The 24178-nt window shown below is 72.4% G+C and carries 24 protein-coding genes; 16 read left to right on the top strand and 8 right to left on the bottom strand.

What is annotated here, in order from left to right:
* Nucleotides 1-191 precede the first annotated feature (191 nt).
* The 3 genes from IE252_RS38135 to IE252_RS38125 are packed head-to-tail and all read left to right on the top strand — an operon-like array spanning nucleotide 192 to nucleotide 3233.
* Nucleotides 192-1634: an AbeC-like domain-containing protein gene (locus IE252_RS38135; protein ID WP_190094080.1), complete on the top strand. Its 1443-nt coding sequence runs from the start codon at nucleotides 192-194 to the stop codon at nucleotides 1632-1634.
* On the top strand, nucleotides 1627-2646 hold the full coding sequence (locus tag IE252_RS38130) for a hypothetical protein (RefSeq protein ID WP_190094079.1): 1020 nt from the start codon (nucleotides 1627-1629) through the stop codon (nucleotides 2644-2646). The genes IE252_RS38135 and IE252_RS38130 overlap by 8 nt, the downstream gene beginning before the upstream one ends.
* Nucleotides 2647-2672: 26 nt before the next feature.
* On the top strand, nucleotides 2673-3233 hold the full coding sequence (locus IE252_RS38125; protein ID WP_229849063.1) for a TetR/AcrR family transcriptional regulator: 561 nt from the start codon (nucleotides 2673-2675) through the stop codon (nucleotides 3231-3233).
* A 73-nt stretch (nucleotides 3234-3306) separates the two neighbouring features.
* On the opposite strand, the gene IE252_RS38120 is transcribed toward IE252_RS38125, so the two are convergent.
* On the bottom strand, nucleotides 3307-4263 hold the full coding sequence (locus tag IE252_RS38120) for a DeoR/GlpR family DNA-binding transcription regulator (protein ID WP_190094078.1): 957 nt from the start codon (nucleotides 4261-4263) through the stop codon (nucleotides 3307-3309).
* Between the two features lie 143 nt (nucleotides 4264-4406).
* Nucleotides 4407-5846 (bottom strand): NAD(P)H-quinone dehydrogenase, encoded by a 1440-nt coding sequence (locus IE252_RS38115; RefSeq protein ID WP_101389761.1) that lies wholly within the window; start codon nucleotides 5844-5846, stop codon nucleotides 4407-4409.
* 152 nt (nucleotides 5847-5998) lie between these two features.
* On the opposite strand from IE252_RS38115, the gene IE252_RS38110 reads away from it, so the two are divergent.
* From IE252_RS38110 to IE252_RS38095, 4 genes are all read left to right on the top strand, one after another.
* Nucleotides 5999-6436: a gamma-glutamylcyclotransferase family protein gene (locus tag IE252_RS38110; RefSeq protein WP_190094077.1), complete on the top strand. Its 438-nt coding sequence runs from the start codon at nucleotides 5999-6001 to the stop codon at nucleotides 6434-6436.
* A gap of 191 nt (nucleotides 6437-6627) precedes the next feature.
* The gene (locus tag IE252_RS38105; protein ID WP_190094076.1) at nucleotides 6628-7452 is read left to right on the top strand and encodes a purine-nucleoside phosphorylase; all 825 of its coding nucleotides are present in this window, start codon (nucleotides 6628-6630) and stop codon (nucleotides 7450-7452) included.
* A gap of 44 nt (nucleotides 7453-7496) precedes the next feature.
* Nucleotides 7497-9137 (top strand): phospho-sugar mutase, encoded by a 1641-nt coding sequence (locus tag IE252_RS38100; protein ID WP_190094087.1) that lies wholly within the window; start codon nucleotides 7497-7499, stop codon nucleotides 9135-9137.
* Nucleotides 9138-9428: 291 nt separating this feature from the next.
* Complete coding sequence (locus tag IE252_RS38095) at nucleotides 9429-10631, top strand: glycosyltransferase family 39 protein (RefSeq protein WP_229849062.1); 1203 nt, start codon at nucleotides 9429-9431, stop codon at nucleotides 10629-10631.
* A gap of 31 nt (nucleotides 10632-10662) precedes the next feature.
* Here IE252_RS38095 and IE252_RS38090 read toward each other — a convergent pair whose 3' ends face one another.
* Nucleotides 10663-11295, bottom strand: coding sequence for a PH domain-containing protein (locus tag IE252_RS38090; protein ID WP_190094074.1), 633 nt, complete (start codon nucleotides 11293-11295; stop codon nucleotides 10663-10665).
* A 134-nt stretch (nucleotides 11296-11429) separates the two neighbouring features.
* A complete protein-coding gene (locus IE252_RS38085; RefSeq protein WP_190094073.1) occupies nucleotides 11430-12890 on the bottom strand; it encodes a hypothetical protein in 1461 nt (486 codons plus the stop codon).
* A gap of 244 nt (nucleotides 12891-13134) precedes the next feature.
* Between IE252_RS38085 and deoC the strand changes: the two genes are divergently transcribed.
* Genes deoC through IE252_RS38070 form a run of 3 tightly spaced genes read left to right on the top strand, consistent with a single transcriptional unit; the run spans nucleotide 13135 to nucleotide 16428 of the window.
* Nucleotides 13135-14088, top strand: coding sequence for a deoxyribose-phosphate aldolase (gene deoC / locus IE252_RS38080; RefSeq protein ID WP_190094086.1), 954 nt, complete (start codon nucleotides 13135-13137; stop codon nucleotides 14086-14088).
* Between the two features lie 5 nt (nucleotides 14089-14093).
* On the top strand, nucleotides 14094-15530 hold the full coding sequence (locus IE252_RS38075) for an aldehyde dehydrogenase family protein (protein WP_190094072.1): 1437 nt from the start codon (nucleotides 14094-14096) through the stop codon (nucleotides 15528-15530).
* Nucleotides 15523-16428 (top strand): aldehyde dehydrogenase family protein, encoded by a 906-nt coding sequence (locus IE252_RS38070; protein ID WP_190094071.1) that lies wholly within the window; start codon nucleotides 15523-15525, stop codon nucleotides 16426-16428. The genes IE252_RS38075 and IE252_RS38070 overlap by 8 nt, the downstream gene beginning before the upstream one ends.
* A gap of 159 nt (nucleotides 16429-16587) precedes the next feature.
* On the opposite strand, the gene IE252_RS38065 is transcribed toward IE252_RS38070, so the two are convergent.
* The gene (locus tag IE252_RS38065; RefSeq protein WP_190094070.1) at nucleotides 16588-17007 is read right to left on the bottom strand and encodes a hypothetical protein; all 420 of its coding nucleotides are present in this window, start codon (nucleotides 17005-17007) and stop codon (nucleotides 16588-16590) included.
* A gap of 53 nt (nucleotides 17008-17060) precedes the next feature.
* Here IE252_RS38065 and IE252_RS38060 point away from each other — a divergent pair, with 53 nt between their 5' ends.
* Nucleotides 17061-17765, top strand: a complete 705-nt coding sequence (locus IE252_RS38060) for a uridine kinase (protein WP_190094069.1) — start codon at nucleotides 17061-17063, stop codon at nucleotides 17763-17765.
* Nucleotides 17766-17991: 226 nt separating this feature from the next.
* Here the strand turns inward: IE252_RS38060 and IE252_RS38055 are convergent, their stop codons facing one another.
* Complete coding sequence (locus IE252_RS38055; protein ID WP_190094068.1) at nucleotides 17992-18741, bottom strand: SigE family RNA polymerase sigma factor; 750 nt, start codon at nucleotides 18739-18741, stop codon at nucleotides 17992-17994.
* Between the two features lie 203 nt (nucleotides 18742-18944).
* Here IE252_RS38055 and afsQ1 point away from each other — a divergent pair, with 203 nt between their 5' ends.
* The 5 genes from afsQ1 to IE252_RS38030 all read left to right on the top strand — a co-directional run bounded on the left by afsQ1 (nucleotide 18945) and on the right by IE252_RS38030 (nucleotide 22917).
* The gene (gene afsQ1, locus IE252_RS38050; protein ID WP_190094067.1) at nucleotides 18945-19622 is read left to right on the top strand and encodes a two-component system response regulator AfsQ1; all 678 of its coding nucleotides are present in this window, start codon (nucleotides 18945-18947) and stop codon (nucleotides 19620-19622) included.
* 43 nt (nucleotides 19623-19665) lie between these two features.
* Nucleotides 19666-21156, top strand: a complete 1491-nt coding sequence (locus IE252_RS38045) for an ATP-binding protein (RefSeq protein ID WP_190094066.1) — start codon at nucleotides 19666-19668, stop codon at nucleotides 21154-21156.
* The gene (locus tag IE252_RS38040; protein ID WP_190094065.1) at nucleotides 21153-21782 is read left to right on the top strand and encodes a hypothetical protein; all 630 of its coding nucleotides are present in this window, start codon (nucleotides 21153-21155) and stop codon (nucleotides 21780-21782) included. Before IE252_RS38045 ends, IE252_RS38040 begins: the two co-directional genes overlap by 4 nt.
* A 314-nt stretch (nucleotides 21783-22096) precedes the next feature.
* Nucleotides 22097-22624 (top strand): VanZ family protein, encoded by a 528-nt coding sequence (locus IE252_RS38035; RefSeq protein ID WP_229849061.1) that lies wholly within the window; start codon nucleotides 22097-22099, stop codon nucleotides 22622-22624.
* A 74-nt stretch (nucleotides 22625-22698) separates the two neighbouring features.
* A complete protein-coding gene (locus tag IE252_RS38030; RefSeq protein ID WP_190094064.1) occupies nucleotides 22699-22917 on the top strand; it encodes a PspC domain-containing protein in 219 nt (72 codons plus the stop codon).
* A gap of 4 nt (nucleotides 22918-22921) precedes the next feature.
* Here the strand turns inward: IE252_RS38030 and IE252_RS38025 are convergent, their stop codons facing one another.
* Together IE252_RS38025 and IE252_RS38020 are read right to left on the bottom strand one after the other, a co-directional pair.
* Complete coding sequence (locus IE252_RS38025) at nucleotides 22922-23644, bottom strand: hypothetical protein (protein WP_190094063.1); 723 nt, start codon at nucleotides 23642-23644, stop codon at nucleotides 22922-22924.
* A 139-nt stretch (nucleotides 23645-23783) separates the two neighbouring features.
* A complete protein-coding gene (locus IE252_RS38020; RefSeq protein WP_190094062.1) occupies nucleotides 23784-24107 on the bottom strand; it encodes an ATP-binding protein in 324 nt (107 codons plus the stop codon).
* Between the last annotated feature and the right edge of the window lie 71 nt (nucleotides 24108-24178).

Here is a 24178-nt window from a genome sequence, read left to right as displayed (position 1 = left end):
AACAGCCCCTCAACGCCCACCGCTCCGGCACGATCAAGGGCCTGTCGGCGGAGGTCGGCGCGTCGGTCACCTCGGGCGCGCTGATCTGCGAGATCAAGGACTGAACTCCCGCAGCGACATGCGCAGTTGAGGCCCCCACCGGTTCCCTCCGGCGGGGGCCTCGCCGCTGCGCCCGGCGGTACGCTTCGGCGGTGCCGGAGCAACCATCCCCCACCACACGGCAGTTGATGGCCGGTGTCCATCTGGACACCCGGTACCGGAACGCCGTCATCGACGAGTTGTACGAGCACGGGGAGCGGTACAGCGCGCAGTCGTACGACGTCGACACGGCCGCCGTACTGGCCGAGGCGCTGAACGCACGCCGGACGGCCCTGCTCTGGGCCGTGCCGATGGCGCTCCTGTGGATCGCCGGATTCTTCTTCGCGGGCTGGCTGTTCGCGTGGTACGCGGCCGGGTGCGCGGCCCTGTCCGGGGCGGTGGCCCTGCGCCCGGCGCGCCACCCGGCCGCCCGGGTCACGGCGGGGGCCCTGCGGGTGCTGGGCGGCTCGGTGCTGGCCGCCTCTGCGGCGCTCGCCGTGGCGCTCACCCGGACCGCCGACTGGCCCGAGGTCACCGCCGCGTTCGCGGGTCCCGTACTGATGGCGGTGGTGGCGAGGGCGCACCGGGCGGCGGTTTGGAGCCGCCTGCGGCTCATCGGGTCGTCCACGTACAGAGGTCCGGCGCGGCCTCTTCGCGCCGACGCCACCATCGCGCTGATCCGTGGCGAGCAGATGTCGCCGCTGGTGGTCCACCGGGACGCGACCCCGTTCCTCGGAGCAGGCAGCTCAACCTCCCGATCCCGGGCGCTGGCAGTCCACGTGCACGGCCGCACCGGCGCGTTCGACGTCTCCGACGCGCAGTCGCTCATCGCGCGGTCCGTGGGGACGGTCGCCGGTCTCGCCACCCGGATCGACGAGCCCTTCCTGCTGCCGGACGAAGGGGTGCCTCCCCGGTCGCGGCTCCATCCGTACCCCGCCGAGCTTCCCGCCTCCACCCGCTGGCTACGGATCGTCTCGCCCGGCCTCGGCTCCCGGCTGACCACCGTCTTCGTACAGATCCGGCTGGACGGCCCGATCCTCTTCGTCCAGCAGGTCACCTGTGCCCTGCCGCCGGTGCGCCGGGAGTTCACAGCGCCGAGCAGGGCCTGGTCCCGGCTGGGCCGGGCGCTGACGGCCCCCGCAACCCTCCCGGCCGAGCTGGCCGCCTGGCCGGTCCGGCAGGTACTGCGGCTGTCGTCGCCCCTGCACCTCCGTCTCCCGAGCGGCCCCCACGCCTCCATCCGCGAACTGGCCGCCGAGCCGGACCTCCCGCCGCTGGCCGACGCCGACGCGGAGCGGATCTCCCGGACCGTTTGGCTGCTGGTCCTCGACGCCCTGCGCGCCACCCTGCGCGACCGGGGGATGTCCGCGCCCGGCCTCGACGAGCGGCACCAGGAGTCGTACGGGGTCCACGGCGGCGGCATCCACATCGGCAACATCTCCCCCGGCACCCTCGCCCCCGGCGCCCCCACCCGCACCGGCACCCTCGGCCACACCTCCCCCGGCCCCACCACCAACCCCGACGACGACTCGTGGGAAGACGACGACCTTGGGTGACATCGCCAAGGGGGTGCTCGGGGGCGCCTGGTCGCTGCTCGTGGGGTGGATACTGCCGACCGCCCTCAACCTCGGGGTCCTCGCGCTCGCCGTCGCGCCCAGTCTGCGCCGGACCGCCGTCGCCCGGCGGCTGTGGCCGGACGCGGCGCCGGGGCCGATGCTGGTGCTGCTGACCGCGTCCCTGCTGTGCGGCCTGGTCCTCCACGCGCTGCAGAACCTCCTCTACCGGCTCCTGGAGGGGTACGCGCTGTGGCCCGCCCGTGCCTACGAGGCGGGGTGCCGGCGGGCCCGGGCCGCCCGCAGCGCGCTCGCCGACCGGACGCAGCTGCTCGGCCTGGAGCGGCGCGTCCGCGACGGGACCGCGCTGGGCCCGCTCGCCGCCGCCGACCTCGTACGCGTACGCAGCGATCCGCGCCTGGCCCGGGCCGTCCGCAAGGACCGGCGGCGCACCTCGGCGCAGCGCGGGCTGCTCCAGGAGCGGCTGAGCCGGTACCCGGTGGATCCGGCACAGATCGCCCCGACCCGGCTCGGCAACGCGATCCGCCGCTTCGAGGAGTACGGGCAGAACCGGTACTGCCTGGACACCCAGCTCCTGTCGAACGAACTGACCGGGGCCGCGCCCGACAAGCTCTGCCGCCAGGTCGAGCTGGCGCGCACCAGCGTCGACTTCTTCGTGGCGCTGCTCGCCGGGCACACCGCGGTCGCGGTCCTCGCGCTCGCCACCCTCCCGGCGGCCTCGGCCGACGTGCCAGTGCTGCTGACCGCGGCCGGGAGCCTGCTGGTCCTGGTGCCGCTCTGGTACCGGGCGGCGGTGGCCGCGACCGACGAGTGGGCGGCGGCCGTACGCGCCCTGGTGAACGCGGGCCGGGGGCCACTCGCCGAGTCGCTGGGTCTTGTGCTGCCCAAGGAGCTCGCCGAGGAGCGCCGGATGTGGACCTTGGTGTCGCGGTTCTCGCGCATCCCCTTCCACGAGCGGGCGTCCGCACTGGACCGGTACCGGGCCGCCCCCTGAGCGCGCGGTTCGGGCATCCTTGGGGCATGACGACGAGGCCCATGCGTGCCGACGCGCGCCGCAACTACGAGCGGCTCCTGGGCGTGGCCAGGAGCGCGTTCGCGGAGCACGGGACGGACGCCTCGCTCGAAGACGTGGCCAAGCGCGCGGGCGTCGGCATCGGCACCCTCTACCGGCACTTCCCGAACCGGCACGCGCTGATGAACGCGATCTTCCAGAGCGAGGTGGACGTACTCCTCGCGCGCTCGCGGGAGTTGCTCGACTCCGCACACCCGTGCACGGCGCTCGTGGAGTGGCTGCGCGCCATCATCACTCATACGGGTGAGTACCGCGGGGTGGCGCGCGCGCTCATGTCGGCCTCGCACGACGACAGTTCCGCCCTGGCGCAGTGCAGCGTGCCCATGCGGGAGGCCGGCAGCGCCCTGCTGGAACGGGCCCAGCTGGCCGGTTCCGTACGCGTGGACGTGACCATCGGCGATCTGCTGCAGCTCACCAACGCGATCGCCCTTGCGGCCGAACAGGCGCCGGACGACCCGGAGTTGGCCGACCGGCTGCTCGCCCTGACCTTGCGCGGACTGAAGCCGTGACCGAGGCCGTGCCGGGCCCCGACCACCGCGCCGGCGCCCGCCGCCGGGGCGGCGGCGCCTGGCCGAATACCGTCTAGCGGCGGCGCAGATCGGCCACTCTCGCCCGCTCTCCGGGTCCCTGCTGGTCACCCAGCGAGGCCGCGCTGCGCAACTGCGGCCCGGCGCCCGGCACATGGCTGCGCCGCTGGCCGGGCAGCGGCACGTCCCGGCGGGGCTGGCGCCCCGGCGGGACGCCCTCACCGGCGGTCCCGGTCCCGGCCACCGCGATCTGCACGCCCTGGTCGGCCAGGGCCTGGAGCTCGGTGGCCGCCCGGTCGTCGTGACCGGGGGGTTCGTCGGTGACCAGGCGCGTGATGACGTCCGTCGGCACCGTCTGGAACATGGTGTCGGTGCCGAGCTTGGTGTGGTCGGCAAGGACGACCACCTCGGCGGCCGCCTGGACCAGGGCCCGGTCCACGCTCGCCGAGAGCATGTTGGACGTGGACAGACCGCGCTCGGCGGTCAGTCCGCTCCCGGAGAGGAAGGCGCGCGAGACGCGCAGCCCCTGGAGGGACTGCTCGGCCCCGCTGCCCACGAGCGCGTAGTTGGAGCCGCGCAGGGTGCCCCCGGTCATGACGACCTCCACGCGGTTGGCGTGGGCGAGCGCCTGGGCGACGAGCAGGGAGTTGGTGACCACCGTGAGGCCGGGGACGCGGGCGAGCCGGCGGGCCAGCTCCTGCGTGGTCGTCCCCGCGCCGACCACGATGGCCTCGCCCTCTTCGACGAGGCCCGCGGCGAGGTCGGCGATGGCCGTCTTCTCCGCGGTCGCGAGATGGGATTTCTGCGGGAAGCCGGACTCTCGCGTGAACCCGCCCGGCAGTACCGCACCGCCGTGCCGGCGGTCGAGGAGTCCTTCGGCCTCCAGTGCCCGCACGTCTCGCCGTACGGTCACTTCGGAGGTCTGGACGACGCGGGCGAGCTCCCGGAGCGATACCGCCCCGTTGGCACGCACCATTTCGAGGATCAATTGGCGACGTTCTGCAGCGAACACGAAACTGACAGTAACCTGAGCGGCCGATTGTTTTCAGCAGTTTGCGCCGAATAACAGAAGGTGTGCACAGAGGTGTCCACGAAGTGGTATAGGCGCCCTCCCGGGCGCCTTGTCCCGCGCCGTACTGCTTCCCGCGCGCCGGTTTACGCCTCTCCGGCCTTCTTGCGCGTGTGCAGCTGGCGTGCCACCTCGGCGATCGAACCCGACAGGGACGGGTAGACCGTGAAGGCGTTCGCGATCTGTTCGACGGTCAGGTTGTTGTCGACCGCGATCGAAATGGGGTGGATCAGCTCCGAGGCGCGCGGCGAGACGACCACGCCGCCGACCACGATGCCGGTGCCGGGGCGGCAGAAGATCTTGACGAAGCCGTCCCGGATGCCCTGCATCTTGGCGCGCGGGTTGCGCAGCAGCGGCAGCTTGACGACCCGGGCCTCGATCTTGCCCGCGTCGACGTCGGCCTGCGAGTAGCCGACGGTGGCGATCTCCGGGTCGGTGAAGACGTTGGAGGAGACCGTCTTGAGGTTGAGCGGCTGCACCGCGTCGCCCAGGAAGTGGTACATCGCGATGCGGCCCTGCATGGCCGCGACCGAGGCGAGCGCGAAGATGCCGGTGACGTCGCCGGCCGCGTAGACGCCCGGCGAGCTGGTGCGCGAGACCTTGTCGGTCCAGATGTGGCCGGACTCCAGGAGCTTGACCCCGGACTCCTCCAGGTTCATCCCGGCGGTGTTGGGGATCGCGCCGACCGCCATCAGGCAGTGCGTACCGCTGATGACGCGGCCGTCGGAGAGCGTCACCTCGACGCGGTCGCCGACGCGCTTGGCGGACTGGGCGCGGGAGCGGGCCATCACGTTCATGCCGCGGCGGCGGAAGACGTCCTCCAGGACGGCGGCCGCGTCCGGGTCCTCGCCGGGCAGCACCCGGTCGCGGGACGAGACGAGGGTGACCTTGGAGCCGAGCGCCTGGTACGCGCCGGCGAACTCGGCGCCGGTCACGCCGGAGCCGACCACGATCAGTTCTTCGGGCAGCTCGTCCAGGTCGTACACCTGGGTCCAGTTCAGGATCCGCTCGCCGTCCGGCAGCGCGTCCGGGATCTCGCGCGGGTGCCCGCCGGTGGCGATCAGGACGGCGTCGGCGGTGAGGATCTCCTCGCTGCCGTCGGCGGCCGTGACGATGACGTCACGGGTGCCGTCGATGCCCTGCGGTCCGCCGAGCTTGCCGCGGCCGCGCAGCACGCGGGCGCCGGCCCGGGTGACGGAGGCGGTGATGTCGTGGGACTGGGCGAGCGCGAGGCGCTTCACACGGCGGTTCACCTTGCCGAGGTCGACGCCCACGACGCGGGCGGACTGCTCCTCGGGCGGAGTGTCGTCGGCGACCAGGATGCCCAACTCCTCGTACGAAGAGTCGAAGGTGGTCATCACCTCGGCCGTCGCGATCAGAGTCTTCGACGGTACGCAGTCGGTGAGCACCGACGCCCCGCCCAGACCGTCGCAGTCGACGACGGTCACCTCCGCGCCGAGTTGGGCGCCCACCAGGGCCGCCTCGTATCCGCCGGGTCCGCCACCGATGATCACGATCCGGGTCACGAAAAGTTCCGCCTCGCATTGTGGAATGCAGTACGTAGCTCATTGTCCCGCACGCTTCAAGATGCTTCGCCCCCCGGGGCGCCATCCGGCTGTCACACCCGTGTGCCATTCTCGCGCGGGCACCCGTGGGCCGCTGTCGTACCCTCGACACCATGTCGCTCTACGCCGCGTACGCCGGCAACATGGATCCGCGGCTGATGACGCGCCGCGCACCGCACTCCCCGCTGCGCGGCACCGGCTGGCTGAACGGCTGGCGGCTGACGTTCGGCGGGGAGCAGATGGGCTGGGAGGGCGCGCTCGCCACGATCGTGGAGGCCCCGCGCTCGCAGGTGTTCGTCGCCCTGTACGACATCGCGCCGCTCGACGAGGACTCCATGGACCGCTGGGAGGGCGTGGGCCTCGACATCTACCGCCGCATGCGGGTGCGCGTGGACACGCTGGACGGGGAGGAGCCGGCGTGGGTGTACGTGCTGAACGCGTACGAGGGCGGCCTGCCGTCCGCCCGTTATCTGGGCGAGCTCGCCGACGCGGCGGAGTCGGCGGGAGCCCCGCACGACTACGTCATGGAACTGCGCAAGCGCCCCTGCTGACGCTTTGCCCGGCGTTTGTCTGCGGGCCGGTGGCGGGCTGAGCGCGCAGTTCCCCGCGCCCCTAAATGCGCCCCTTCGGGGCGATCGCTGCGGCGTGGTGGGCACTGTTGTCGGAAACGACAAGACAACGATCGCGCCCTTGTGCGCCAGTCATCTACGCGCGTAGGGAACCAGCGGTTACCCTCGTCGTCGTGAACGCATCTGTTATTCCGGACAACATCCAGGGCGACCCCCACGCCGCCGCCGACGCCGCCGCCGCCCGCCTGCGCGAGCTGACCGGTGCCGAGACCCACGACGTCGCCCTCGTGATGGGCTCCGGCTGGGCGCCGGCCGTCGACGCGCTCGGTGAGCCCGAGGCCGAGTTCCCGGTCACCGAGCTGCCCGGCTTCCCGCCGCCCGCCGTCGAGGGCCACGGCGGCAAGATCCGCTCGTACCGGATCGGCGAGAAGCGCGCGCTGGTCTTCCTGGGCCGTACGCACTACTACGAGGGCCGCGGCGTCGCCGCCGTCGCGCACGGCGTGCGCACCGCCGTCGCCGCCGGCTGCAAGACCGTCGTCCTCACCAACGGCTGCGGCGGTCTGCGCGAGGGCATGCGCCCGGGCCAGCCCGTGCTGATCAGCGACCACCTCAACCTGACGGCCGCGTCCCCGATCATCGGCGCCAACTTCGTCGACCTGACCGACCTGTACTCGCCGCGGCTGCGCGCGCTGTGCAAGGAGGTCGACTCGTCCCTGGAAGAGGGCGTGTACGTCCAGTTCCCCGGGCCGCACTACGAGACCCCGGCCGAGATCAACATGGTCCGCGTGCTCGGCGGCGACCTGGTCGGCATGTCGACCGTCCTGGAGGCCATCGCGGCCCGCGAGGCCGGCGCCGAGGTGCTGGGCATCTCCCTGGTCACCAACCTGGCCGCAGGCCTGACCGGCGAGCCCCTCAACCACGAAGAGGTGCTCCAGGCCGGCCGTGACTCGGCGGCGCGCATGGGTTCGCTGCTGACCCGGGTACTCGACCGCATCTGACCCCGATCCGACCCCGGAAGGGATTCATCGACGTGACGCAGGACCTGACGCAGGACCTGATCGCGCGGGCCAAGGCCTGGCTGGCCGAGGACCCGGACGGCGAGACGCGCGAGGAGCTGGCCAAGCTCATCGACAACGAGGAGCTCGACGAGCTGGCCGCCCGCTTCGCGGGCACGCTCCAGTTCGGCACCGCGGGGCTGCGCGGCGAGCTGGGCGCCGGCCCGATGCGGATGAACCGCTCGGTCGTCATCCGCGCGGCCGCCGGCCTCGCCGCGTACCTGAAGGCGAAGGGCCAGGGCGACGGCCTGGTCGTCGTCGGCTACGACGCGCGCTACAAGTCGGCCGACTTCGCGCGCGACACGGCCGCCGTGATGACCGGCGCGGGCCTGAAGGCCGTGGTGCTGCCGCGCCCGCTGCCGACGCCCGTCCTGGCCTACGCGATAAGGCACCTGGGCGCCGTCGCCGGCGTCGAGGTCACCGCCAGCCACAACCCGCCGCGCGACAACGGCTACAAGGTCTACCTCGGCGACGGCTCGCAGATCGTGCCGCCCGCCGACGCCGAGATCGCCGCCGAGATCGCGGCGGTCGCCTCGCTCAACGACGTACCCCGCCCCGAGAACGGGTGGGAGACACTGGGCGAGGAGGTCCTGGAGGCATATCTGGCGCGTACGGACGCGGTGCTGACCCCCGGGTCCCCGCGCACCGCCCGCGTCGTCTACACGGCCATGCACGGCGTCGGCAAGGACGTCCTGACGGCGGCCTTCGCCCGGGCGGGCTTCCCGCCGCCGGCGCTGGTGGCCGAGCAGGCCGACCCGGATCCCGCGTTCCCGACGGTGGCGTTCCCCAACCCGGAGGAGCCGGGCGCGATGGACCTCGCCTTCGAGGCGGCCCGCGCGGTCAACCCGGACATCGTCATCGCCAACGACCCGGACGCGGACCGCTGCGCGGTCGCCGTGCCGGACGCGTCGGTGGAGGGCGGCTGGCGGATGCTGCGCGGCGACGAGGTCGGCTCGCTGCTCGCCCAGCACCTGGTGGACCGGGGCGTCAGCGGCGTCTTCGCCGAGTCGATCGTCTCGTCCTCGCTGCTCGGCCGGATCGCCGAGGCGGCCGGCCTCGGTTACGAGGAGACCCTGACGGGCTTCAAGTGGATCGCCCGCGTGGACGGTCTGCGGTACGGGTACGAGGAGGCGCTGGGCTACTGCGTCGACCCCGACGGCGTACGCGACAAGGACGGCATCACCGCCGCCCTGCTCGTCGCGGAGCTCGCGTCCGTCCTGAAGGAGCAGGGGCGCACGCTCCTGGACCTCCTGGACGACCTGGCCGTACGGCACGGGCTGCACGCCACCGACCAGCTGTCGGTGCGCGTCGAGGACCTGTCGGTCATCTCCGACGCGATGCGGCGCCTGCGCGAGAAGACGCCGACGGCGCTGGCGGGCCTCGCGGTCACCAAGGCGGAGGACCTCACCGAGGGCACGGAGGAGCTGCCGCCGACCGATGGTCTGCGCTACTACCTCGAAGGCGCGCGGGTGATCGTCCGTCCGAGCGGCACGGAGCCGAAGCTCAAGTGCTACCTGGAGGTTGTGGTTCCGGTGGCGTCGCGGGATGCGCTGGGCGCGGCGCGCGAGAAGGCGACGGAGCTGCTGGCGGGGATCAAGCGGGACTTGGCTGCGGCAGCAGGCATCTGAGCCCGGAGTTCGTCTGCGGGCCGTATGTGGCTGGTCGCGCAGTTCCCCGCGCCCCTTAGATGCCGCTGCGCGGCAATCCCCGGGGCGGCCCGAAGGGGCGCTTCCAGGGGCGCGGGGAACTGCGCGAGCAACCCACCACAGTCCGCAGCCGAATGGAACACGCTCCCCGCCCGGGGCTCGGCACCCGAAAGCGTGAATCCCCTACGGCGTCCGGCGCAGCCCCCCGCGCCCTTTCCGGATCTTCCGAGGAAGGGTGACCCGGAACCGCTCGCCGAGCCCAGGAGCACCGCCGTGCCCCCGATCACCTCACCGGCGGCCCGTACGGGCCCCCGTGCCGTCCCCGCAGCCCGCCGCCCGCAGGGGCGGGGCGACGGGGACGGTTCCCGTTTCGCCCGGGCCGCGGCCAGAGCCGCCCCGGCCCTCCTCGGCCACCTGGCCGTACGGCTGCTCGGCCTCGCCGTCCTGGCCCGCTGGGCGCACCTGAAGCACCACGGCGTGTGGACGACGCTCGCCACCTCCTGGGACTCCCACTGGTACCTCGGCATCGCGGACCACGGCTACGACCACGAGCTCGGTACCCGGTTCAACCACAACGACCTGGCGTTCTTCCCGCTCTACCCGGCCGTGGTCAAGGCGGTCGCCGCCGTCACGCCCGGCTCGCGCGCGAGCGTCGGGCTCGTCGTCGCGGTGCTCTGCTCGTCGGCCGCGGCCTGGGGGGTCTTCGCGGTCGGGGACCGGTTGTACGGGCGGCGCGCCGGGACCTTCCTCGCCGTCCTGTGGGGCGCGCTGCCGGTCGGCGTCGTGCAGTGGATGGGCTACACCGAATCGCTGTTCACGGCGCTCGCCGCGTGGTCGCTGTACTGCGTCCTGACCGGCCGCTGGGTGGCGGCCGGGGCGCTGGCCGCGCTGGCGGGGCTGACCCGGCCCACCGGCATCGCGGTCGCGGCGGCCGTCGTGGCGGCGGCCCTGGCCGCGCTGTGGCGCGGCGCACCCGTCCGGGGCCCGCTCACGGGCGCGCTGCTCGCCCCGCTGGGCTGGTTCGGGTTCGTCGCCTGGGTCGGGTTCCGGCTCGGCCGCTGGGACGGCTACTTCGCGGTCCAGCGGCTGTGGCGCAACGAGTGGGACGGCGGCGCCGACACCCTGCGCGAGCTGCGCACCCTGCTGGTCTACGACCGCTTCCCTGCGCTGTTCCTGGTGGTCGTCTCGCTCGTGCTGATCCTGGCGGGCGTGCTGTTCCTGCTCTGCCTCGCCGACCGGCAGCCCCTGGCGCTGCTGGTCTTCTCGGGGGTGCTGCTGCTGGTCGTCCTGGGCAGCGGCGGCGTCTACTTCCCGCGCGCCCGGTTCCTGCTCCCGGGCTTCCCGCTGCTGCTGCCGCTCGCGGTGGCGCTGGCCAGGGCGCGCCGCCATGTGGCCGCGCTGATGCTGGGCGCGGCAGCGCTGTCATCGGCGTGGCTGGGCGCGTACATGCTGCTTGTGTGGCCGGGGGCGCCGTGACGCGACGGCGGCCCCGTACCGTACGGGCGTCTCAGCCGATGGCGAGGAGCACGGTCAGCAGGACCGCGCCCGCGGCGGCCGGGGCGATGACCTCGTAGGCCCAGCGCACGCTCGGCCCGCCCTGCGCGCCCTCGCGCCCGGCGTTGCGCTCGGCCAGCTCGCGCAGCTCGCGGATGGTGCGGTCGGCGGGCGCGAGCCGGGACTTCTCGTCGGCGCTCGCGGTCGGCGAGGTGCGGCCGTACGGGTCGGACGCGGAGTCGCGCACCTGGGCGCGGGCGGCGCGCTTGCGCTGGCGCAGCGAGACGGGGATGGACCACAGCTGGTACTTGGTGCCGCTCTGGTCGAACACCTCGCTGGAGTATCCGGCCCGTACGTCTGCGACCGCCGCCCACGGCAGGGTGATGGTGCGGAACGGGTTGCGGATCCGCATCCGGTCGTCGCCCGCGAACACGGCCGGGCGGATGGTGAACGCGAAGACCAGCGGCACGGCGCAGAGCAGGCCTGCCAGGGCCAGCCAGGGGGCGCTGCCGTGCCCCCGGACGATCGCGTCCCCGGCGAGCCAGAGACCGAGCGCGAGCAGCACCGCGCCTCCGGCGATACCGCCGGCGGAGCGGTAGACGCGGTCGGCGTAGGTGGGCTCGGCGGGCGGCGTGGGGCTCGTCATGGAGGCGATTGTGCACTACGTGTTCGAGCGGGGCCGAGAGAGGGCGCGGACGCGCCCGGCCGACCGGCCGCGGCCCACGCGCACGGGGGTGCCGCCACGGTCGTGGCGACACCCCCGATGGGTGGCGGACGTCGTCAGCGGCGGGCAGCGGCCCGGCGGCGCAGGGCGGCGAAGCCGAGCCCGGCCACGCCGACGGACGCCAGGCCCGCACCGCCCGCGACGAGCGCGGTGTTGCCGCCCTTGCCGCCCTCGACCTCGGCCCCGGCGGCGACGGCGCCCTTGGGGACGATCTGCACGCCGGTGGTGGCGGTCTGGGCGGTGGCGCCGCCCGTGCTCTTGCCAGTGGTGGCCGTCGTCTCGGCGGCGCCCTTGCAGTTCTTGCCGGTGGGCGCCTTCGGGATGTCGACGGACCGCCACGGGGCGGTGGCGCCCGCCACCCGCATCTGGAAGACGACCTGTCCCGAGGCGAGCTGCGTGATCCGGGCGCCCTTGTACAGGCCGGTGCGGTTCTTGAGGCTGAGCGTCTCGAACGCGGTCATCGACGTGTCGGACGAGTTGATCAGGTCGGCCTTCGGGCCCAGCGGGCCGTTGGTGAGGCGGACCTTGACGCCCTTGAACGGGGTGTCGCTCGCCCGCACCACCATGCAGCCCTGGGCGCCCTGGACGACGCCGTGGTCGAACCCGGCCGCCGTGTTGGTCCACGAGCGCACGGTGCCGGAGGTGTCGAGGCCGACCCACATCGAGTCGATCTGGTCGCCGACCGTGGAGCCGCCGGCGGGGCCGCCCACCGCGATGGTGTGGTGGCGGCGGGCCCGGTCGAGCTCCAGCTCGTACCAGCCCGCCCCCTTCTTCCACAGCTCTCCGTACGTGCCGTCGGCCAGCTTGCGCTTGCCGAGGTCCGTGCCGACCGGGGTGGTCGGGCCCTGGCCGCCGCCGCCCTGGTCCTGGACCGAGGTGACCTTGCCCTGGAAGTCGAGGGTGACCTGGATGCCCGCGAACACCTTGGTGTCCTTGAGGGCGTGGCCGCCGCCCGCCGTGAGGTGGCCGATCTCCTGGTTGTCCTTGCCCTTGAGGATGGTGGCCCCGTAGAAGACGTGCTGGTCGCCGTAGCGGTAGACCATCGCGGTCAGCCCGCCCTTGAGCGGGACCGTCCGCACGAGCACGCCGTCGACGTCGTTCCTGCGCTCCGGGAACATGATCGTCCGGCTCTCGCCCGCGCCGTTGAACTTGAGGAGCGGGACATCGCCGTCGGCGTTGTCCAGGGTCAGCCGCAGCCCGTCGACCGTGGCGTTCCTGTTGCCCAGGTCGAGCTTCGCCATCAGGCGGCCCATGTAGTCGTCGCCGCGCTGCCAGTTCGGGTTCACCGCGCGGATCCAGGCCTCCGGACCGCCGTCGGAGACGCGGTTGCGCAGGACGGCGACGTAGCCCTTGGCGAGGTAGACGGGGTAGCCGGAGTAACGGTTCTCCGTCGTGGTCTTGGCGGCGGAGGAGGAGGCGGACGGCGCGGCGAGCGCGGTGGTCGCGGTGACGACCGGGGTGAGGGCGACACCGGCGACGACGGCGGTCGCGAGGGCGGTGCGGAGGGCGTGACGCATGACGACTCCCAGGGAGACAAGTGGTGGAGGAAGGGAAGAGCCGCATGCCGCTGTGTTCTCGTTCGGGTGGGGCCGTTGGAGGCTTCGGCGGGCTGCATCAATGAATTTAATGATCTTGTTCTCCGGAGCTGTCCGCTCCCTGTCACAGCGGCGTGACAGGGACCGGAGGCGTACGTTCCAAATCGGTCCAGGTCAGAGGCCCTGTACAGGACGCTACGCGCGTAGATATGCTCATCTGGTGACCATGCCCACCAATGCACCCGCAGCCCTCGCCGACGCGACCGCGTCGGACGCGGCTCTGCGCCGCTTCCTCCACGGGCTCCCCGGCATCGATCCGGTGGGCCTGGAAGCGCGCGCCGCGTCCCTCGGCACCCGCTCGATCAAGACGACGGCCAAGGCGTACGCCATCGACCTGGCCATCTCGATGATCGACCTGACGACGCTCGAAGGCGCGGACACCCCGGGCAAGGTCCGGGCGCTCGCCGCCAAGGCCGTCCACCCCGACCCGCTCGACCGCACCACCCCGGCCACCGCGGCCGTCTGCGTCTACCCCGACATGGTGGCCACCGCCAAGGAGGCCCTGAAGGGGTCGGACGTGAAGGTCGCGTCCGTCGCCACCGCCTTCCCCGCGGGCCGCGCCGCCCTCCCGGTCAAGCTCGCGGACGTGCGCGACGCGGTGGCCGCCGGCGCCGACGAGATCGACATGGTGATCGACCGGGGCGCGTTCCTGGCCGGCCACTACCTCAAGGTGTACGAGGAGATCGCGGCCGTGAAGGCCGAGTGCGGTGACAAGGCCCGCCTCAAGGTCATCTTCGAGACCGGCGAGCTCTCCACGTACGACAACATCCGCCGCGCCTCCTGGCTCGGCATGATGGGCGGCGCCGACTTCATCAAGACGTCGACCGGCAAGGTCGCGGTGAACGCGACGCCCCCCAACACCCTGGTCCTGCTTGAGGCCGTGCGCGACTACCGCGCCCAGACCGGCGTCCAGGTCGGCGTGAAGCCCGCCGGCGGCATCCGCTCGACCAAGGACGCCATCAAGTTCCTGGTCCTGGTCAACGAGACCGTGGGCGAGGACTGGCTGGACAACCACTGGTTCCGCTTCGGCGCCTCCTCGCTGCTCAACGACCTGCTGATGCAGCGTCAGAAGCTGGCGACCGGCCGCTACTCCGGCCCCGACTACGTGACGGTGGACTGATCACCATGGCATCTGCATTCGAGTACGCACCGGCGCCGGAGTCGCGTTCGGTCGTGGACATCGCCCCCTCCTACGGCCTGTTCATCGACGGCGAGTTCGTCGACGCGGCCGACGGCAAGGTCTTCAAGACCGTCAGCCCGTCGTCGGAGGAGGTCCTGTCCGAGGTCGCCCAGGCGGGCGAGGCGGACGTGGACCGGGCCGTGAAGGCCGCCCGCAAGGCGTTCGAGAAGTGGTCGGCGCTGCCGGGCTCCGAGCGCGCCAAGTACCTCTTCCGCATCGCCCGGATCATCCAGGAGCGCAGCCGCGAGCTGGCCGTCCTGGAGACCCTGGACAACGGCAAGCCGATCAAGGAGACCCGCGACGCGGACCTCCCGCTGGTCGCCGCGCACTTCTTCTACTACGCGGGCTGGGCCGACAAGCTCGACCACGCGGGCTACGGCCCGAACCCGAAGCCGCTGGGCGTCGCCGGCCAGGTCATCCCATGGAACTTCCCGCTGCTGATGCTGGCGTGGAAGATCGCCCCGGCGCTGGCCACCGGCAACACGGTGGTCCTCAAGCCCGCCGAGACGACCCCGCTGACCGCCCTGTTCTTCGCGGACATCTGCCGCCAGGCGGGCCTGCCCAAGGGCGTCGTCAACATCCTCACCGGGTACGGCGACGCGGGCGCGGCCCTCGTCGAGCACCCGGACGTCAACAAGGTCGCCTTCACCGGCTCGACCGCCGTGGGCAAGAAGATCGCCCGCCACGTCGCCGGCACCGACAAGAAGGTCACCCTGGAGCTGGGCGGCAAGGGCGCCAACATCGTCTTCGACGACGCCCCGATCGACCAGGCCGTCGAGGGCATCGTCAACGGCATCTTCTTCAACCAGGGCCAGGTCTGCTGCGCGGGCTCGCGCCTGCTGGTCCAGGAGTCGATCCAGGACGAGCTGCTCGACTCCCTGAAGCGCCGTCTTTCGACGCTGCGCCTCGGCGACCCGCTGGACAAGAACACCGACATCGGAGCGATCAACTCGGCGGAGCAGCTCGCCCGGATCACGGCGCTCGCCGAGACCGGCGAGGCCGAGGGCGCCGAGCGCTGGTCCCCCGAGTGCGAGCTCCCGTCCGCGGGCTACTGGTTCGCCCCGACGCTGTTCACCAACGTCACCCAGGCGCACACCATCGCCCGCGACGAGATCTTCGGCCCGGTCCTGTCGGTGCTGTCGTTCCGTACGCCGGACGAGGCCGTCGCCAAGGCCAACAACAGCCAGTACGGCCTGTCGGCGGGCATCTGGACGGAGAAGGGCTCGCGCATCCTCGCGGTCGCGAACAAGCTCCGGGCCGGTGTGGTGTGGGCCAACACGTTCAACAAGTTCGACCCGACCTCGCCGTTCGGCGGCTACAAGGAGTCGGGCTTCGGGCGCGAAGGCGGCCGTCACGGCCTGGAGGGCTACCTCGATGTCTGAGACTTCTTCGTCTTCTTCGACGCGTCTGAGCGTCTTCAAGACCTACAAGCTGTACGTGGGCGGGAAGTTCCCGCGTTCCGAGAGCGGCCGGGTGTACGAGGTGAGCGACTCAAAGGGCAAGTGGCTGGCCAACGCCCCGCTGTCCTCCCGCAAGGACGCCCGTGACGCGGTCGTCGCCGCCCGCAAGGCGTTCGGCGGCTGGTCGGGCGCGACCGCGTACAACCGGGGCCAGATCCTCTACCGCGTCGCCGAGATGCTGGAGGGCCGCCGGGAGCAGTTCGTACGGGAAGTGGCCGACGCGGAGGGCCTGTCGAAGTCGAAGGCGGGCGCGGTCGTCGACGCGGCGATCGACCGCTGGGTCTGGTACGCCGGGTGGACCGACAAGATCGCCCAGATCGTGGGCGGGGCGAACCCCGTGGCGGGGCCGTACTTCAACCTGTCCACGCCGGAGCCGACGGGTGTCGTGACCGTCGTCGCCCCCCAGGAGTCGTCCTTCCTCGGGCTGGTGTCGGTGATCGCGCCGGTGATCGCCACCGGTAACACGGCCGTGGTGATCGCCTCGGAGAAGGCGCCGCTGCCGGCGCTGTCGCTGGGTGAGGTGCTGGCCACGTCCGATCTGCCGGGGGGTGTCGTCAACATCCTCTCCGGCAAGGCCGCGGAGATGGGGCCGCATCTGGCCGCGCATCAGGATGTCAACGCGATCGATCTCGCGGGGGCGGATTCTGTGCTGGCCACGGAGTTGGAGATCGCTGCGGCCGACAACCTCAAGCGCGTGCTGCGCCCCGGGGCGGCCGACTGGTCTGCCGATCCTGGTACGCACCGGATGACCGCGTTCCTGGAGACCAAGACGGTTTGGCATCCGACGGGGTCGCTGGGGGCGTCTGGCTCGGCGTACTAGGTCGGTTGTACGGCTGCGGGTCGGTGGGGGCTGGTCGCGCAGTTCCCCGCGCCCCTAAAAGCAGGGGGTGTAGCGGCTCAGGCCAATTCGCCTCGCCCCCCACATACCCCGAACGGCGCCCCGGGCCCCCACCCGTGGCGCCGTTCGGTCTGTTCGGGGTCAGCCTGGGAGCAGGTGCGTTGCCGCGCCGATCAGGGGGAAGTCCTTGAGGGCGCCGCTCTCGTGCAGCGGGCCGGTCGCGATCGCCGTCGAGACCGGCTTGAAGTCGGCGATCTGGGTGCCCACCGCGTTGCCCAACGGGTCCACCGGCGTCTTGGCGAACGGGTTGAGGCTGAGCGTCTTGGCCGGGGCGAGGCCGTTGGTCAGCCCGGCCGACAGGTCGCCCGTCACGGAGCGTGTCGGGCCGTCCGTCGCGGCCTCCGGGCTCGCCACGGTCCGCCCGACCGGCTCGGCCGGGCCGGGGGCCGCCTGGGCCGCGCCCGCGGTCCCGGCCAGCGCCGCGCCCGCGGCGGTCGCGGTGAGCCCGGCGCGCAGCAGCACACGGCCGCGACGGGCCCCGCCGGCTTGGTTTCCTGCCATGTCGTCCCACTCTCCTACGTATCGGTTCGCGCACGCAGCGTAGTTGAGGTGTGATGCTCGATACCAACGGGCTCCCCGAGGGGTCCACCTCCCGGGTGGATGCCTCAGACTGGTGTCCCGTGACCGCACACGCCACCCCGACGACCCGCGTCGTTCTCCTCACGGGCCCCTCCGGTTCCGGAAAGTCCTCCCTCGCCGCCCGCACGGGCCTTCCCGTGCTGCGCCTGGACGACTTCTACAAGGAGGGCGACGACCCGACCCTGCCGCGTGTGCCCGGCTCGGAGGACATCGACTGGGACTCGCCGCAGTCCTGGGACGCCGACGCGGCCGTGGCGGCCGTCGTCGAGCTGTGCCGTACGGGACGTACGGCCGTGCCGGACTACGACATCTCCACCAGCTCGCGGACCGGGGCGAGCCTGTTCGGCATCGACCGCACGCCGCTGTTCGTCGCGGAGGGGATCTTCGCGGCGGACATCGTGGCGCGGGTACGGGAGCACGGCGTGCTCGCCGACGCGCTCTGTCTGCGCGGGCGGCCCTCGACGACGTTCCGCCGCCGGCTCGCGCGCGACCTCAAGGAGGGGCGCAAGTCCGTGCCGTTCCTGCTGCGGCGGGGGTGGCGGCTGATGCGGGCCGAGCGCGGCATCGTGGCCCGGCAGGCCGCCCTGGGCGCCCACCCGTGCGGCCGCGAGGAGGCACTTGGTCGGCTCGCGGCGGCGGCCGCGGGGCGGTGTGTGACTGCGCCGACCGCACGGGTCTGATCGCCTTGTCGGGCGTCTGCGGACCGTGCGTGGCTGGTCGCGCAGTTCCCCGCGCCCCTTAATGGGCTCCGCCCAAAAAAGCGGGACCGAGTGGGCCCCCCAGCCCCATCGGTCCCGCCTCGTTCCCCCGTTACCCGTACGCCCGACGTATCCCCCGAGACGCCGGCCCCCGTTGCTCCCCCCTTGACCCCCGTACTCCGGCGGCTGCCACCGCCGGGCCAGACCTTCAGGCCACCAGCTCGCCGAAGGACTCCTCCTCGTCACGGCCGAAGGCGAGGACGTCGTCCTCGCGCAGCCGGCGGAGCGACCGCCAGATGCTCGACTTCACCGTGCCGACACTGATGTCCAGTATGTCCGCGATCTCCGGGTCCGTACGGCCCTCGTAGTAGCGCAGGACCAGCATGGTGCGCTGGAGTTCGGGCAGTCGCGCCAGCGCCTGCCAGAGCACCGCGCGCAGTTCCGTGCCGCGCATCGCGTCCGTGTCGCCCGCCGTCTCCGGCAGCTCCTCGGTCGGGTACTCGTTCAGCTTGCGGCGGCGCCACGCGCTGATGTGGAGGTTCGTCATGGTGCGGCGGAGGTAGCCCCCGACCGCGGCCTTGTCGCTGATCCGGTCCCAGGCCCGGTAGGTCGAGAACAGCGCGCTCTGCAGCAGGTCCTCGGCCTCGAACCGGTCGCCGGTCAGGTGGTAGGCGGTGGCGTACAGGGAGGCCCGGCGCTCCTGCACATAGGCCGTGAACTCGGCCTCGGAGGCGGAACGCTCCCCCGTGGCCTCCCCGTACGCCGCATCCCCGCCGGCTTCCGCGCCCTTGAAGGGCGAGGTCGGTACCGATTCGAGCACCGTCATGTACGTCTGGTGCTGGCGCCCGGTGCCGCGAGCGCACCCCCGTCCGCTCACGGCACCGGACTTCTCGCTCCGCACGACGTCGTGGAGACGCGTGACAACTGCGCTTGAGGTGGTGCTGTGCAGTGCGTTCATCTCGCGCCCCCCGTCGGTGGAGTCTTGTTTCGGTCGGTACGAGGAAGAGCTTGCCCGGCCAGTTTCATCGCGGTGTCCGACGACTGTCACAGGCCTGTCACAGCGGCCTGTGCAGAGTGGAGAAAGCTGGCTGTGCACGGCGGAGAAGGGGCGTTGTCCACAGAAGGTCGAACTCCGCTCCCCCATGGGTCAGAATGACCTCCGTGCCTTTCCTGTTGCTGATCGAGGACGACGACGCCATCCGCACGGCGCTCGAACTCTCCCTGTCCCGCCAGGGCCACCGTGTGGCCACCGCGGCGACGGGAGAGGACGGCCTGAAGCTGCTCCGTGAGCAGCGGCCGGATCTGGTCGTGCTGGATGTGATGCTGCCCGGGATCGACGGCTTCGAGGTGTGCCGCCGCATCCGGCGCACGGACCAGCTGCCCATCATCCTGCTGACCGCGCGCAGCGACGACATCGACGTGGTCGTCGGCCTGGAGTCCGGCGCCGACGACTACGTGGTCAAGCCGGTGCAGGGCCGGGTGCTCGACGCCCGGATCCGTGCGGTGCTGCGCCGGGGCGAGCGCGAGGCCACCGACTCGGCGACGTTCGGCAACGTGGTGATCGACCGCGCCGCGATGACGGTCACCAAGAACGGCGAGGACCTGCAACTGACGCCCACCGAGCTGCGGTTGCTGCTTGAGCTGAGCCGGCGGCCCGGCCAGGCGCTCTCCCGCCAGCAGCTGCTGCGGCTGGTGTGGGAGCACGACTACCTGGGCGACTCCCGCCTGGTCGACGCGTGCGTGCAGCGGCTGCGGGCCAAGGTCGAGGACGTCCCGTCGTCCCCCACCCTGATCCGTACCGTGCGCGGCGTGGGCTACCGTCTCGACACCCCGTCGTGACCCCGCCCCAGCGGACGAACCCAAGAAAGCAGCGATTCGGAACGTGAAGAAGGCGATACTCGCCGGCCTCCGCTGGACCAGTCTGCGCCTGCGTCTGGTCGTCGTGTTCGCGCTCGTCGCGCTGACCGCCGCGGTGTCCGCGTCGGGGATCGCGTACTGGCTCAACCGCGAGGCCGTGCTGGTGCGTACGCAGGACGCGGCGCTCGGCGACTTCCGGCAGGAGATGCAGAACCGGGCGGCCTCGCTGCCGCTCCAGCCCACCGCCCGCGACCTGCAGACCACCGCCCAGCAGATGGCGGCCAGCAGCCGCTCCGGCTACCACGTCAGCTCCGGCTACCAGGTGCTCCTGGTGGACCAGCGCGACCCGGGCAAGCCGATCGTGGGGGCGTCCGACGTGGACCGCTTCACGCTCGACGACGTACCCGACTCGCTCCAGGAGGCGGTGAACAAGAAGCAGAAGGTCACGGACAGCAACGACTATCCGTACCACCTGTTCTGGCAGCGCCGGACCCTGCGCGGCAAGCCCTACCTGGTGGGCGGCACGCGGATCATCGGCGGCGGCGCCACCGGCTACATGCTCGCCTCGCTCGACCAGGAGCGCCAGGACCTCAACTCGCTGGCCTGGTCGCTGGGCATCGCCACCGGGCTCGCACTGCTCGGCTCCGCGCTGCTCGCGCAGGCCGCCGCGACGACCGTGCTGCGGCCGGTGCAGCGGCTGGGCGACGCGGCCCGCCAGCTCGGCGAGGGCAAGCTCGACACCCGGCTGCGGGTCTCGGGCACGGACGAACTGGCCGATCTGTCGCGGACGTTCAACAAGACGGCCGAGAGCCTGGAGAAGAAGGTCAGCGACATGAGCGCACGGGAGGAGGCGAGCCGCCGGTTCGTCGCCGACATGTCGCACGAGCTGCGTACGCCGCTGACCGCCCTCACCGCCGTCACCGAGGTCCTGGAGGACGAGGCGGACAGCCTCGACCCGATGATCGCGCCGGCCGTGCAGCTGGTGGTCTCCGAGACGCGGCGGCTGAACGTCCTGGTCGAGAACCTGATGGAGGTCACGCGCTTCGACGCCGGTACGGCCCGGCTCGTCCTGGACAACGTGGACATCGCCGACCAGATCACCGCGTGCATCGACGCGCGGGCCTGGCTGGACGCGGTGGACCTGGACGCCGAACGCGGCATCATGGCGCGGCTCGACCCGCGCCGCCTGGACGTGATCCTGGCCAACCTGATCGGGAACGCGCTCAAGCACGGCGGGTCCCCGGTGCGGGTGTCGGTGCGGGTGGAGGGCGAGGAGCTGGTGATCTCGGTACGGGACCACGGGCCCGGCATCCCGGAGGAGGTGCTGCCGCACGTGTTCGACCGGTTCTACAAGGCGAGCGCGTCCCGGCCCCGGTCGGAGGGCAGCGGTCTGGGCCTGTCCATCGCGATGGAGAACGCGCACATCCACGGCGGTGACATCACGGCCGCGAACTCGCCCGAGGGCGGTGCGGTGTTCGTGCTGCGGCTGCCGCGCGGTGGGGGTGAGGAGGCGTGAGGGCGAAGCTGCTGGGCGCCGCGCTGCTGTCCCTCGCCGCGCTCACCGGGTGCGGCATCCGGCCCACCGCGGTGCCGGTGGACGCGGGGCCCGCGCCGTCGCGGGTGCCGTGCGAGGTGCCGGGGAACTCGGTGACGCCGCAGTTCGAGGGCGTGACGGTCCGGGTGTATCTGGTGTGCGGGGCGCAGCTGGTGTCGGCCGAGCGGTCGGTGCGGATTCCGGAGGGCCGGGCGTCGGCCGACCGGCTCCGGTTCGCGGAGGCGCTGCTCGCGGAGCTGGAGGTCGCGCCGGCGGGGGACGAGAAGGCGGCGGGGTACACGACGGATGTGCGGGGGCCGCTGACGGTGACGGGGGCGCGTCGGGGGGACCCGGCGGGGGCGCTGCGCCTCTCGCGCCGCCCGGAGGATCTGCCTGCCCTTTCCCTGTCGCAGATCGTCTGCACGTACGCCGAGAACACGCCGACGTCGTCGGGGACGCAGCAGGTGGTCCTGGGCGGTCCTGGCGAGGACCCGGCGCGGGGCTACGCGTGCACGGCGGAGATGAAGTCCCGCCCGGACACGTCGCCCACGCTGGGCGAGGCGCTCCACCCCTCCGGGGGCAGCTCCCCCACCCCGCCCCTTCCCTAAACCCTCCGGGGGTGGGTGGGGGTGAAGGTGGCTCTCCCGTGGGCTACGCCCCCGGACCCCCGAGCGGGGCCTGCGGCCCCTGCACCCCGCTTCGCGTTCGTCTGCGGACCGTGGGTGGCTGGTCGCGCAGTTCCCCGCGCCCCTAGGAGCGCCCCGAAGGGGCGCATTTAAGGGGCGCGGGGAACTGCGCGACCAGTTGGGGACGGCCCGCGGACGAAGAACCAAGCCGCCCGGCCGCAGGCCGGGAAGGGGGTCTGGGGCCCCGCCACCGGGAACGCGGAACCGATCGCGCAGCCCCGTGCGTCTTGGGGGGCGTGCAACAGCGTCATGGTGCAGGCGGCCGCGCCGCCATCCGGTTCCGCGTGGCGGGCTGCGCGATCCTCCTCGCGCACATGGCGCTGGTCGCATGGCTCACGCTGAGACCCCGCGACGTCATGTGGGTGACCGCACCCAACCTCACCCCGCTCGCCGGAATCCGCGCCGACCTGGCACTGGGCTCCCTGGAGGCCGCGCACCGCATCGGGGAGGGGCTGCTCCTGCTCGCCCCGCTCGGCGTACTGCTGCCGCTCATCGGGGGACGGCTGGACGTCTCCCCCGTGGGCTCGCTCCTGCGGACGACCGCCGCCGCCGCACTCGTCTCGCTCGGCATCGCCCTGCTCCAGACCTCCGTACCGGGGCAGGTCGCCGACGTGGACGCGCTGCTCCTGAACACCGCGGGCGCGGCGTTCGCGCACATCGCCGTCGTCCCCGCCGGGCGCATCGCACTGCGGCGGCGCGTCCCCGTACAGGCTCCGGCTCAGGGTCGTACCCCGACGATTCCCAGGGTCGGGATCGCCCCGTAGTCCGACGCTTTGCCCGGTTCGGGACGGGAGGATGGAGACATCACAGACCACCTCCCGAACCGAAGGAGCACCTCATGGCCACCCTTGCCCGCCCCCGCGACGGACGGATGATCGGCGGAGTGTGCGCGGCGCTGGCGCGGCGCTTCGGCACCTCGGCCACCACCATGCGCGTGATCTTCGTGCTCTCGTGCCTGCTGCCGGGCCCTCAGTTCCTGCTCTACATCGCGCTGTGGATCCTCTTCCCGAACGAGAAGGGCTCCGGCGCCCAGAGCACCCCCAGCACCGCCTGGTGAACCCCTAGGGGGCCGACAGCACCCGGCGTACCTTCTCCAGCTGCTTGTCCGCCACGTCCCGCGGCACCTCGACCAGCTCCTGGGCCCTGCCCTGGACCGGCGCGCCGAGGTTGATCGTCATGAACCGCACGATCGTGGCGCCCTGGCGCACCACCACGATGTGGACCGGCGTCTCCACGTTGACCTGCGTGGACGACGCGGACCAGCTCACCGACTCGTCACCGCCGATCCGGTACGGCCGCACCTGGACGCGCCCGTACGTGGAGCTCGTCCCGCCCAGTTCGACCTTGAATCCGGTGCAGGTGGCGACCGCCGCGCGCAGGTCCCTGATCAGCTTCTCGGCGTCGGGGCGCGCGTACGTACTGAGCGACGCCGCGACCGCGAGGCCGAGCTTGCGCTGGGAGCCGAGGCCCCGGTTGACCGTCTCGCGCGCCTGCGGGTTCGGCTGGTCGCCCATGACGTCGGCGAGCGGCTGGCACGGCTTGCGGTCGGCCTGCGGGCGGGACCGGCCCTGGGCGGTGGTGTCGGCGGAGACCTGATAGCCGGGCACGTCGCCCTGTTCGAGGGCGGCCCGCTGGAGCGCGGTCCGCGCGGTGGCCGAGGAGCCCTTCGGGGCGGGCGCGGAGGCCTTGCCGTCGGACCCGCCGCCCGAAGCGCCGCACGCGGTGGTGAGGAACAGCGCCGACGCCGTCACCAGTACGGCACGCCAAGTCGCCTGCACACGCATCGTCGGAACCCTACTCACCTGTCAATAACCAGCGTACGAGCCGCGATCCTGACACAGACGCGGTGGGGCGCACACCCGCGACCGGGTGTGCGCCCCACCACAACGCCTCAAAGCACCGCCAGGCGGTACGTTTCGGCCATCAGCCGCCGAGGCCGGGCAGGCCACCGCCCAGGGCTCCGCCGACCGGCAGGCCGCCGAGGAGGCCCTTCACCGGGTTGGGGTCCCCGATCGCGGACGTGCCCTGGGCGAGGGCGTTCTGACCGGCGGCCAGCGACTCCGGGGCACCCGTCGGGAGATTGTCGGTGACGCCCTCGACGGGCAGCGTCTTGGTCAGGCCCGAGAGGGCGGGGAGCTCGGGCACGCCCGCGATGGCGGGCGCGGCGGAGGCCGTACCGGCGGCAGCGGCGGCGAAAGCGACACCGACGGCGGCGGCACCGAGCGACTTGACGGCAGACTGCTTCATCTGGAATTCATCCTAGGGAAGGGGATGTGAGCGGCTCTGCAAGCTAGTCACGCCGCCACTCGCCCCGCAAA

This window comes from Streptomyces melanogenes (genome assembly GCF_014649795.1).
GTDB lineage: Bacteria > Actinomycetota > Actinomycetes > Streptomycetales > Streptomycetaceae > Streptomyces > Streptomyces noboritoensis.
The sequence above is the reverse complement of the archived record's forward strand: the minus strand, read 5'-3'. Positions and strand labels throughout refer to the sequence as shown.

What these genes read in the sequence shown, in the direction of transcription:
- IE252_RS38125 (WP_229849063.1), top strand. Translation starts at nt 2,673, where the DNA reads ATGACGACGAGGCCCATGCGTGCCGACGCGCGCCGCAACTACGAGCGG.
- IE252_RS38110 (WP_190094077.1), top strand. Translation starts at nt 5,999, where the DNA reads ATGTCGCTCTACGCCGCGTACGCCGGCAACATGGATCCGCGGCTGATG.
- IE252_RS38090 (WP_190094074.1), bottom strand. Translation starts at nt 11,295, where the DNA reads ATGACGAGCCCCACGCCGCCCGCCGAGCCCACCTACGCCGACCGCGTC.
- IE252_RS38085 (WP_190094073.1), bottom strand. Translation starts at nt 12,890, where the DNA reads ATGCGTCACGCCCTCCGCACCGCCCTCGCGACCGCCGTCGTCGCCGGT.
- deoC (WP_190094086.1), top strand. Translation starts at nt 13,135, where the DNA reads ATGCCCACCAATGCACCCGCAGCCCTCGCCGACGCGACCGCGTCGGAC.
- IE252_RS38075 (WP_190094072.1), top strand. Translation starts at nt 14,094, where the DNA reads ATGGCATCTGCATTCGAGTACGCACCGGCGCCGGAGTCGCGTTCGGTC.
- IE252_RS38070 (WP_190094071.1), top strand. Translation starts at nt 15,523, where the DNA reads ATGTCTGAGACTTCTTCGTCTTCTTCGACGCGTCTGAGCGTCTTCAAG.
- IE252_RS38065 (WP_190094070.1), bottom strand. Translation starts at nt 17,007, where the DNA reads ATGGCAGGAAACCAAGCCGGCGGGGCCCGTCGCGGCCGTGTGCTGCTG.
- IE252_RS38060 (WP_190094069.1), top strand. Translation starts at nt 17,061, where the DNA reads ATGCTCGATACCAACGGGCTCCCCGAGGGGTCCACCTCCCGGGTGGAT.
- IE252_RS38055 (WP_190094068.1), bottom strand. Translation starts at nt 18,741, where the DNA reads ATGAACGCACTGCACAGCACCACCTCAAGCGCAGTTGTCACGCGTCTC.
- IE252_RS38030 (WP_190094064.1), top strand. Translation starts at nt 22,699, where the DNA reads ATGGCCACCCTTGCCCGCCCCCGCGACGGACGGATGATCGGCGGAGTG.
- IE252_RS38025 (WP_190094063.1), bottom strand. Translation starts at nt 23,644, where the DNA reads ATGCGTGTGCAGGCGACTTGGCGTGCCGTACTGGTGACGGCGTCGGCG.
- IE252_RS38020 (WP_190094062.1), bottom strand. Translation starts at nt 24,107, where the DNA reads ATGAAGCAGTCTGCCGTCAAGTCGCTCGGTGCCGCCGCCGTCGGTGTC.